The organism is Clostridium sp. RTP31139st1_H3_RTP31139_211217, assembly GCF_040227035.1.
Taxonomy (GTDB): domain Bacteria; phylum Bacillota; class Clostridia; order Clostridiales; family Clostridiaceae; genus Clostridium; species Clostridium saudiense.
Window position 1 is genome coordinate 32927 of sequence record NZ_JBCOAB010000017.1, and the last position, 11286, is coordinate 44212.

Annotated in this window: 11 protein-coding genes and 1 pseudogene; 2 read left to right on the forward strand and 10 right to left on the reverse strand. The window is 27.6% G+C overall.

Going from position 1 to position 11286, the window contains the following annotated elements:
* Positions 1 to 15: 15 nt before the first annotated feature.
* From hisZ to ABUA17_RS09120, 5 genes are all read right to left on the reverse strand, one after another.
* The gene (gene hisZ, locus ABUA17_RS09100) at positions 16 to 1080 is read right to left on the reverse strand and encodes an ATP phosphoribosyltransferase regulatory subunit (RefSeq protein ID WP_042400693.1); all 1065 of its coding nucleotides are present in this window, start codon (positions 1078 to 1080) and stop codon (positions 16 to 18) included.
* 256 nt (positions 1081 to 1336) lie between these two features.
* Entirely contained in the window at positions 1337 to 2278 is a 942-nt protein-coding gene (locus ABUA17_RS09105) for a siderophore ABC transporter substrate-binding protein (RefSeq protein ID WP_042400696.1), read from the reverse strand.
* Positions 2279 to 2380: 102 nt separating this feature from the next.
* The gene (locus tag ABUA17_RS09110; protein ID WP_042400699.1) at positions 2381 to 3136 is read right to left on the reverse strand and encodes an iron ABC transporter ATP-binding protein; all 756 of its coding nucleotides are present in this window, start codon (positions 3134 to 3136) and stop codon (positions 2381 to 2383) included.
* Complete coding sequence (locus tag ABUA17_RS09115; protein ID WP_042400702.1) at positions 3133 to 4089, reverse strand: iron chelate uptake ABC transporter family permease subunit; 957 nt, start codon at positions 4087 to 4089, stop codon at positions 3133 to 3135. Before ABUA17_RS09115 ends, ABUA17_RS09110 begins: the two co-directional genes overlap by 4 nt.
* Positions 4079 to 5032, reverse strand: coding sequence for an ABC transporter permease (locus ABUA17_RS09120; protein ID WP_042400707.1), 954 nt, complete (start codon positions 5030 to 5032; stop codon positions 4079 to 4081). Before ABUA17_RS09120 ends, ABUA17_RS09115 begins: the two co-directional genes overlap by 11 nt.
* A gap of 385 nt (positions 5033 to 5417) precedes the next feature.
* Between ABUA17_RS09120 and ABUA17_RS09125 the strand changes: the two genes are divergently transcribed.
* Positions 5418 to 5597, forward strand: a complete 180-nt coding sequence (locus ABUA17_RS09125; RefSeq protein WP_042400710.1) for an alpha/beta-type small acid-soluble spore protein — start codon at positions 5418 to 5420, stop codon at positions 5595 to 5597.
* A gap of 450 nt (positions 5598 to 6047) precedes the next feature.
* Complete coding sequence (gene pflB, locus ABUA17_RS09130; RefSeq protein ID WP_042400713.1) at positions 6048 to 8279, forward strand: formate C-acetyltransferase; 2232 nt, start codon at positions 6048 to 6050, stop codon at positions 8277 to 8279.
* Between the two features lie 53 nt (positions 8280 to 8332).
* Here the strand turns inward: pflB and ABUA17_RS09135 are convergent, their stop codons facing one another.
* From ABUA17_RS09135 to ABUA17_RS09155, 5 genes and pseudogenes are all read right to left on the reverse strand, one after another.
* Positions 8333 to 9169 carry a metallophosphoesterase gene (locus ABUA17_RS09135; RefSeq protein ID WP_195951510.1) on the reverse strand — a complete coding sequence of 279 codons (837 nt, stop codon included), beginning with the start codon at positions 9167 to 9169 and terminating at the stop codon, positions 8333 to 8335.
* A 181-nt stretch (positions 9170 to 9350) separates the two neighbouring features.
* Positions 9351 to 9818, reverse strand: coding sequence for a hydrogenase maturation protease (locus ABUA17_RS09140; RefSeq protein ID WP_042400721.1), 468 nt, complete (start codon positions 9816 to 9818; stop codon positions 9351 to 9353).
* 8 nt (positions 9819 to 9826) lie between these two features.
* On the reverse strand, positions 9827 to 10057 hold the full coding sequence (locus ABUA17_RS09145) for a nickel-dependent hydrogenase large subunit (RefSeq protein WP_349817950.1): 231 nt from the start codon (positions 10055 to 10057) through the stop codon (positions 9827 to 9829).
* Between the two features lie 3 nt (positions 10058 to 10060).
* Positions 10061 to 10318, reverse strand: a pseudogene (locus ABUA17_RS09150) (nickel-dependent hydrogenase large subunit); the annotation flags it as partial.
* 13 nt (positions 10319 to 10331) lie between these two features.
* A complete protein-coding gene (locus ABUA17_RS09155; protein ID WP_082423870.1) occupies positions 10332 to 11285 on the reverse strand; it encodes a hydrogenase small subunit in 954 nt (317 codons plus the stop codon).
* Position 11286: the final 1 nt, after the last annotated feature.

Here is an 11286-nt window from a genome sequence, read left to right on the forward strand (position 1 = left end):
CCACACCTTTTAATTCTATTTATAAATTATTTCTATCTTTTCGCCATTTCTAGTTTTATTTATTGCTTTTCTTAATTCTTCCAAATAATTATCTTTACTTAAAATAATTTTTTCTGAATTAACTTTTTCTTCATAATCACAAGAATCAATGAGCAAATTTACATCTACTGAAAATCCTATTGCAGGAATACTTTTACCAAAACTCTCTAGTAAATTATCATATCTTCCACCTCTAATAACAGTTGAACCTATTTCTTTTACATATCCTTTAAAAATTATTCCTGAATAATAATTCACTCTTGGTACCATGCTAATATCAACAGATAAATACTTTTCATATCCAAGCTTTTGCAAGTTTAAATATAAGTTTTCAAGATACTCTATATTTTTTTTCATATCCTCATTAAATGCTAAACCTTTAGCTTTTTTAATCATTTCATAACCACCAAAAAGCCAAGGAAATTTATTTAAAAATTCTTTATACTCTTTTCTAATTTCTATATCATCTAAATATTCCCTTAAACTTGTTAAACTTTTTTTATTAATTAACTCAATAACCTTATTTTGATTATCAATAGATAAATTCATATCTTTTAATGCTGATTTCAATATATTTACATTACCTATCTCTAACTTAAATTCTTTTTTAGTATCTAATGCCTTTAATACTTCTAATGCAGTCACTAACACTTCTAAGTCAGTTTTTTCTCCAGATGCCCCAATTAACTCTATTCCACAATCTAAATATTCATTTCTCTTTCCCTCAAAGCTTTCATGTACTCTAAAAACCTCTGCATTATAAAAAAGCTTTAGAGGTAACTTCATATCTTTTAATTTAGTATTAACTAATCTTGCAACAGGTACAGTCATATCAGGCCTTAATACTAAAATTCTTCCTCTGCTATCAAAAAACTTGTACATTTCTTCTTCTTTTAAATCTTGAGTTTTATGATTGAAAGTTTTATAATATTCAACTATTGGAGTAGAAACTTCACTATATCCCCATTTACTAAACCTTTCAGTAATAGTTTCTATAATCTTATTTCTTCTCTTACACTCATCAACCGTAAAATCTCGCATTCCTTCTGGTATAATATTTTTAATTCAAATCGCCCCCTTTAGCAGATTAAAGTGTTAAAGTTATTATCAATAATACCTTATATGGTTTTATTTGTCAATTATTATTTTATCTTCCATTTTCATATATTATTACTATTTTTTTAATCTTATTTATACATAAATATCAATTTGTTTTAATCATAATCAACTATTTTACATTTTATTAATTTTTACATAACAAAAGACTAGTTACTTAAAACGTAACTAGTCTTTAAACCTATTTTATAGCACTATTAATTTCTTCAACCATCTTCATTGTTGATGTAAAACCACCTGTTGCTGTATACCAAATACTTGGATCTAAATAAACAATATTTCCATTTTTATAAGCATCTGTTTTTTCCATTAATTCATTTTCAAATAATTCTTTTGCTGATGTTGTTCCTCCTGCAATAGCAGCTCTATCAACAACAAATAAATAATCTGGATTTTTTTCTACTACATATTCAAATGAAGCCTTTTGTCCATGTGTTGACCCTTCAATTGTTGTGTCAACTGGAGTAACACCAAATCCGTTATGGATTATTCCAAATCTTGATTCTGCTCCATAAACACTAAATGCACCATCGTTAGCTAATGCAATAAGGCCATTAATACCTTTTTCTGTTACCTTAGTATTTAACTCTTGAATAGATTCTTTAATTGTAGCAAGTTCTTTTTCTACATCCTTTTCTTTACCAAAAACTTCTCCTAATATATTCATATTAGTTTCAAATGATTCTAAATAATTTTCATTATTTAAGCTTAAATTGATAGTTGGTGCAATTTTATTTAACTCTTCATAATAATCAGCTTGTCTACCAGAAATTACTATTAAATCTGGAGTTAATTCAAATATTTTTTCCATATCTGGTTCTTTTAAAGTTCCTATACTTGAATATTCTTCACTAGCATATTTACTTAAATATTCTGGAATTCCATCTTGAACTACACCTATTATTCCTTCAACACCTAATTTATCTAATGAATCTAATATACCGTAATCAAATACTACTACTCTTTTAGGATTTTTATTAACTGTTGTTTCTCCTGACTCATGTGTAACCACTAAAGTTTCTCCTTCAGCATTACCTTCAGCTCCAACAAATTTAGTTATACCAAATATACCTAAAACTATAACTAATAAAACTACTATTGATAAAATTGTTTTTTTCTTCATCCTTAAAACACTCCTTGTTTTTAATATTGATACTCATTATCAATATATTTCTTATTTAAAGGCAAATTTAATAATTTGCCATAAAATACACTTCTCTTTTTATTAGAAATATACACAAATATTTCTGTTATTAATATTTTCTATATGGAAGTCAATTTCATATATATTTTCTAACTCTTCCTTTTGTATAGTTTCTTCAGTTACACCATTTTTCACAAGTTTACCATCTTTTAATGCAACAATGTAATCTGAATAGCAAGAAGCAAAATTAATATCATGTATAACTATTACAACGGTTTTATTTAATTCATCACAAAGCTTTCTTAAAGTTTTCATTATTTCTACTGAATGCTTCATATCTAAATTATTTAATGGCTCATCAAGGAATATATAATCACTATTTTGAGCTATTACCATTGCAATATAAGCCCTTTGTCTTTGTCCACCACTCAATTCATCTAAATATCTATCTTCAAATTCCTTAAGCTGCATATAATTAATTGCTTCATCTATATATTTATAATCTTCTTCTTTTAAATTTCCTTGTGAATGAGGAAATCTACCAAAGCTAACTAACTCTTTAATTGTTAATCTAATATTAATATTATTAGATTGTCTTAATATAGCTATTTTTTTCGCTAATTCTTTATTATCCCAACTTAAAATATCTTTTCCATCTAATAAAACTTCTCCAGAATCTCGCTTTAAAAGTCTACTCATTATTGAAAGAAGAGTACTTTTTCCAGCTCCATTTGGACCAATGAAAGAAGTTATTTTACCCTCTTGAATATTTAAAGATACATTATCTACTACTTTTTTATTTCCATAGGCTTTACTTATATTCTTTACTTCTATCATCTATTTCTCTCCTTCATTACTAAGTAAATGAAATAAATTCCTCCAATAAAGTTAATTATTACACTTACTGATACACCAAAATTCATTACTTGTTCAACAAATAATTGTCCACCTATCAATGCTACTATGCTAATTAATATAGTTCCTATGCCTAAGGTACTATGTTTGTAACTTGATATAACCTGCCTTGCTATATTTACTACAAGTAGCCCTAAAAAAGTTATAGGTCCAACTAATGCAGTTGCAACTGAAGTTAATAAAACTACTACTATTAACATTTTCTTTACCATTTTGTCATAGTCTACTCCAAGATTTATAGCTTCATCCCTTCCTAATGACATAACATCTAGTATTTTTAAATAATCATAAACATATCCTATACATAGTATTATTACAATACTTGATACAAATAATAAATCAGTATTTATATTATTAAAGCTAGCTTGCATTTTATCTTGTACTACTTGAAACTCTACTGGGTCTATAAGAACCTGCATAAATGTAGTTAAACTTTCAAATAAAGTACCGCATACCACACCAACTAATAACAATGTAAATATATTTTTACTTCCTTTTTTAAATATAAATTTATATATTAAACTTGAAAATAAAAGCATAGATACTATTGTAATAATGAAATTTATATTTCCATTGCTTATTATTGCAGATGATGATCCTAATAAAAACACTATAGTTGTTTGTAATAATACATATAGTGAATCTATTCCTAATATACTAGGAGTTAATATTCTATTGTTTGTAACTGTTTGGAATATTAATGATGAAAAACCGATTGCTGCACCAGTTAATATCATTGCATATATTTTAGGAATTCTTCTATATAAAGCATATTTAAAATTAACACTATTTACACCAATAAATAAAAACGAAGTTATTAATATTAGAGCTAAAACTGTTAAAATTATTATACTCTTTTTATCTTTAGTCTTCATTTTTTGTCCCCCTTACTATCATATAAAGGAAAATTATACTTCCTATAACTCCTACTGTTAAACTAATTGACATTTCAAATGGGAATATTATTATTCTTCCTAAAATATCACAGGCAAGTAAGAATATAGGCCCTAATAAAGCTGTATGATATAGTGTTTTCTTTAAATTATCTCCACTATATAAGCTTACTATATTGGGAATTATAAGACCTAAGAAAGGTATATTACCAACTGTAATTATTGTAACTGCACAAATTAATGAAACTATTGCTAAGCCTACATTAATTACAAAGTTGTAATTTAATCCTAAATTAATTGCAAAGTCTTCCCCCATTCCTACAATAGTAAATTTATTTGCATATAAAAATGCTATAATAACCATAGGAACACTTAAGTATAATAATTCATAACTTCCTTTCATTATTAAAGACATGTCCCCTTCCATCCATGATGAAATATTTTGAACTAAATCATATTTATATGCAAAGAATGTAGTTATTGATCCAACAATTTTTCCTAGCATCATACCTATTAAAGGTACAAATACTATATTCTTTATTTTGATTGCTTTTATCATTTTCATAAATAGTACAGTGCCTAATCCTGCAAAAACAAAAGATACTATCATCTTTTGCATAATCGTTGCTCCTGGAATTATCATTATACAAAATAAAATTCCTAGCTTAGCGAAATCTGCTGTTGCTGCTGTTGTAGGAGAAACAAATTTGTTTTTACTAATTTGCTGCATTATTAAACCGCTAATACTTAATCCAACTCCTGCTACGATTATTGCAATAAGCCTTGGTAATCTACTAATTAGTAATATTTCAATCTTATCAATATTAAAAGTTAATATATCATTAATATTGATATTAGTTACCCCTATAAATATTGAAGCAATACATAATATTATTAATACAATAAATAAATATCTTTTCTTCATTTGCTTTCCCCCATATTGCCTTACCTTATCTCAAAAAACAATAAATAATTCTATTTGAAATTATTTATTAATTGATATTAATTTTCATTTATTTCTTACACATTTTATCATTCTATTCTTCTATTGTCTAGATATTTTTTGTATTTTTTATATTTTTTATTTTCTTTAAAACTTTTTTAGTTAATTTTGATTTTTTTCTCATTGATATTGAATATTATTACAATTTAGTAAAAGCATATTAATTAAGGTATTCGTTATACAGAAATAACTTTTTTGGTACTATTCCCTACTTTTTTATAGAGTATTTAACGCTTTTCTGCACAACATAATAGTGTAAAGTAAATGATTACTTTATAAATAAATATCATAAAGGAGGAACTTTATAATGGCACAAAAATTAGTTCCAGAAGCAAAAAATGGTTTATCTAAATTCAAAAATGAAGTAGCAAGCGAAATGGGAGTTCCTTTCACTGACTACAATGGTAACCTTACTTCTAAACAATGCGGAAGTGTTGGTGGAGAAATGGTTAAAAGAATGGTAGAACAATACGAAAAAGGAATCTAAAAATTGAATAAATATTATTAATTAGGAAAAAGAGTCTTTATAATATCTTATTTAAAATTAATAGGATATTCATATAGACTTTTTTTAATTAAATTTTATAATATTTACAAATTAATTATAATTTATTGTTAATTTTTTAACTATCATACCTGTATCTTAATTATTTTTTACATTTTAATAATTAATTGGCTAAATTTCTTTAATATATATCATAACTCCTCCACTTCTTCCCTTTGCTTATCATGTAATACTATGATATTATAATTTATGTACTATTTCGCTATATTTTTTATAATAAATTTTTTTAATTTCTATCTTGAAAATTTCAAAAATTAGTGATATAGTTTAAATATGCCATTGTTAAATAATAATTATTATTATTTAATTATTGTTTAACATAAATGACAATACTTATATATATTTATAAAATGTTAGAAAAGAGGCGCTATGATGAGAGAAGAATGGAATGATTTCAAAACAGGTTCATGGACAAAAAGTATTGACGTAAGAAACTTTATTCAAACTAACTATACTCCATATGAAGGTGATGATAGTTTCTTAGCTGGAGCTACTGAAGATACAAACAAGCTTTGGGCTGAAGTTAGTGAACTATTCAAAAAAGAAAGAGAAAATGGTGGAGTTTTAGATGTAGATACAGAAACTATATCTGGAATCAATGAATACAAGCCTGGTTACATTGATCAAGCTTTTGAAAAAATCGTTGGTGTACAAACTGATGCTCCATTAAAGAGAGCTGTAATGCCATACGGTGGTATAAGAATGGCTGAAAATGCAGCTAAAGCTTATGGATATGAAGTAAGCCCAAGAATATCTGAAATATTCTCTAAATACAGAAAAACCCACAACCAAGGTGTTTTCGATGCTTATACTTCAGAAATGAGATTAGCTAGAAAATCTGGTGTTATCACTGGTCTTCCAGATGCTTATGGTAGAGGAAGAATCATAGGTGACTACAGAAGAGTTGCTTTATACGGTGTTGATAGATTAATCCAAGATAAAGAACAACAAAAATTAAGCTTAGAAGTTAAAACAATTGATGAAGATGTAATCAGATTAAGAGAAGAAATATCTGATCAAATTCTTGCATTAAAAGAATTAAAAGGATTAGCTGCTAGCTACGGATTTGATATATCTCAACCAGCTACTAACGCTAAAGAAGCTATACAATGGTTATACTTTGGATTCTTAGGAGCTATCAAAGACCAAAATGGTGCTGCGATGTCTTTAGGAAGAACTTCTACATTCTTAGATATCTATATTGAAAGAGATTTAAGAAACGGTGTTATCACAGAAGAAGAAGCTCAAGAATTAATGGACCACTTCGTAATGAAGTTAAGATTAGTTAAATTCTTAAGAACTCCAGAATACAACGATTTATTCTCAGGAGATCCAACTTGGGTTACTGAATCAATCGGTGGTATGGGATTAGATGGTAGAACTTTAGTTACTAAGAACTCATTCAGAGTACTTAACACATTATATACTTTAGGACCATCACCAGAACCAAACTTAACTGTTTTATGGTCAACTAGATTACCTCAAGGATTTAAAGATTTCTGTTCTAAGGTTTCTATTGATACATCATCAGTTCAATACGAAAATGATGATTTAATGGCTCCATACTGGGGAGATGACTACGCTATCGCTTGTTGTGTATCTGCAATGAGAGTTGGTAAGCAAATGCAATTCTTCGGTGCTAGAGTTAACTTAGCTAAAACTTTACTTTACGCTATAAACGGTGGTAAAGATGAAAAGTACGGAATGCAAGTTGGACCTAAGACTGCTCCATTAACTGGTGAATACTTAGATTACAATGAAGTTATGGATAGATTCGATGTTATGACTGACTGGTTAGCTAACCTTTACGTTAATACATTAAATGTTATCCACTACATGCATGACAAATATTCATATGAAAAATTACAAATGGCTTTACATGACAGAGACGTATTCAGAACTATGGCTTGTGGTATAGCTGGTTTATCAGTTTGTGCTGACTCTATTTCTGCAATCAAATACGCTAAAGTTAAGCCAATAAGAAATGAAGAAGGAATAGCTGTAGATTTCGAAGTTGAGGGTGATTTCCCTAAATACGGAAACGACGATGACAGAGTTGATGAAATTGCTGCATGGTTAGTTGAAAGCATGATGAATAAGATCAGACAAAACAAGACTTACAGAAATGCTTACCACACTCAATCAGTATTAACAATCACTTCAAACGTTGTTTACGGTAAGAAAACTGGTACAACTCCATGTGGAAGAAAAGCTGGAGAACCATTTGCACCAGGAGCTAACCCAATGCACGGAAGAGACTGTAGCGGATCATTAGCATCATTAAACTCAGTTGCTAAAATCCCTTATGAACATTCACAAGATGGTGTTTCTAATACATTCTCAATCGTTCCAGATGCATTAGGAAAAACACCTGAAAACAGAATCCATAACTTAGGTACTATGATGGATGGATACTTCTCTCAAGGTGCTCAACACTTAAACGTAAATGTATTTAATAGAGAAACTTTATTAGATGCTATGGATCACCCAGAAGAATATCCACAATTAACAATCAGAGTTTCTGGATATGCTGTTAACTTCATTAAATTAACAAGAGAACAACAATTAGACGTTATAAACAGAACATTCCACAAATCAATGTAATTTGTTTATAATATTAAATAGAGCTTATTGCACACGCAATAAGCTCTTATTTTTTAAATTAAATCAACAATTACTAAATCTGGTCTATTAAATAGTCTCAATGGAAATCCGCTATTACCCAATCCTCTACTAACTATTAATTTATTTTTTTCTCCATATACTCCTTTATAATACTTAGGAAATAATCCTTGTCCTGGGGCAAATATTCCACCTATTCCTGGTAATATAAACTGCCCTCCATGTGCATGACCTGAAAACATAATATCAAAATTATATTTACTATAGGCTCCTTCTTCTATATACTCAAAATTTTCAGGATAATGTGATAGTACAATTTTTATTCCATCTAATCTTTCTAATCTGCTAAATATTTTTTCTATATTTTCAGTGCCATATCTGCTATTAACTTTACTATAAAATAATTCACCTTCATCTATTCTTTTTTCTTCCAATCCTAAAATATTAATCTTATTTCCTTTTACTTCTATAGATTCTATTTCATTTTCTAATACACATATTTTATTTTTTTTCAACTTCTCTACTATTTCACTTACTCTACTACATCTCATTTCATTATTTCCTAATATATAATACATAGGAATGTCTTTATTTATACTGCTACAAAATTCAATTATTTCATCAAGCTTTTTCATACTTGAATCTATCAAATCCCCTGTTGCAACAATAATATCAGGTTTTTGTTCAATAATTTTTTTATATAAAATATAATTATTTTTTCCAAACTCTTTACTATGTAAATCTGATATTTGTGCTATTCTAACTTTATTATTTATCTTCTGCTTTAATTTTATATTTGTTATTACAATTTTATTATTTTGATAATAACAAAACACTCCTGTAAGCATAGCTATAGCAATTATTATTTCCATAACCCTATCCTCCTTTAAGTTGTTAGTTTTTTATCAAGCTATAAATAGTAAATTGCTTATATTATATGTATTATATAATTAATTTTCTCTCACTGTACTTTACTTTAAAATTAAAAAATAGAAATTATATACTTAAAATATAATTTCTATTTTATATTAAAATCTAATAATATACTTTTTTTTATAAAAAATAAAGCTCTTTAGCTATTTTTACAATAAATTCATAAACTTCATCATATATAGAATTAAATCTTTTCTGTAAAATATTTGATAATTCCAATGAATATTCTATACTATCTATTTCTATACCAATAAAATAGCCATTTACATTTGTTTTCTCAAGCCTCACCAGACTTAAGAGGCTTGTTTCATGTGCAGTTATCTCTTTACTAATTAGCTTATCACATTCTTCTAGCTTTTTAAAAGTAATTTCACCAGGATTTATTCCAAAATAAGTTGAATCTAATATTATTATAAATTCATCATCATTTATGTTTTCTAAGCAATATAAATAATCAGTTTCTCCAATAAAAACTTCTATTTCATTAATATTATCTTTATCTACTCTCCTTTTTATATTTCTTGCTAACCTTACACCTATTCCATCATCTTTTAAAAGAATATTTCCTATTCCAAAAACCTTAACCATAGTTACTCCTATGAATTAATTATTATATTTATGGGTTTATGCCTATTACTTGTCACATGTACAGCACAATTTAAACATGGATCAAAACTTCTAACTATTCTTCCTATTTCTACTGGAGCATTTATATCATTAATCTCTGCTCCAATTAAAGCTTGTTCAACAGTTCCTTTTAACTCCTTTCTATCTGTAGGTGAAAAATTCCATGCTGATGGAGGTATTAATGTATAATTTGATATCATTCAATTTAAATCAGGAGTAATATTCATTGCATTTTCAAAAGCTCTTACAGATGTAATTGCATGATGTGTTGAACATATTCCACAAACTCTTGGAACTAATCTTATAATGTCAAATGGCGGCCTTCCCTCAAACATTTTTTCAAAACCTCTAAATTGGCTTCCACTTACTTTAGCATCTACAATCTTATTATTTTCAACTTGTACTTCTATATTAAGTAATCCACTTATTCTTGTTACAGGATCTATTCTTATAGTAGTCATATTTATCCCCTTATTACACATTACTAGAGTCATACTTTACAAAAGGTTCATAGTCATCTGGAAATCCTGGTGATGCACATCCTATACATGTTGTATTATCTTCAATAGGCCAATTAAAAGTATTATTCCACCTACTTACTGGGCAATATGCATAAGTGACGGGTCCTCTACATCCCAATTTAAACATGCATTCTTTTTCACCAAATTTTTTTGCAAAAATTCCTTGATCAAAAAATTTTCTTCTAGGGCATATATCATGTATTAAAGTATCATAATAAACTAATGGTCTTCCATTACTATCAAGTTCTGGAATTCCACCAGAAGCTATATATCCTAATATTCCTGCTACCCAAACTGGATTAGCCGGGCATCCTGGAATTTTTATAATATCTGTTCTTTTCAAAAATTCGCTTACACTTAAAGCCTTTGATAAATTTGGCTTTGCAGCTGTAGGCCCTCCAAAACATGCACAGGTTCCTACAGTAATTATTATACGTGCATTTTTAGAAATATCACTCACAGCTTTCATAGCAGTTATCTTTTCACCTTTATAAGTAGCTACTGTTGTATAAAGACCATTGTCCCTTGTTGGTATAGCTCCAGATACTATAAAAATATATTCTGTATCTAAATTATCAATTATATTTTTATAAGCTTCCTCACCTTGATCTCCTTGAATACTTCCAAAATACTTCATATCCACAAATTTCTCCAGCATATATATAAGATTAGGATCTTCTGAATTTAAAAGTGAAATAACTTCACCAAAGCACCCTGAAGTTTCTAACCATATAGCATTAATCTTTTTTACTCTGTTATTTTCAACATTATCTATGGCATTATTTATCATATTCATAGCTAATTTATTTTTCTTTTGATCTTTTGTATCTTTATCAAAAATTCCATTTTCCCAAAAATCTATTTCTTCTATAGGTATAATATATTTATCACTTTTAAATATAAACATA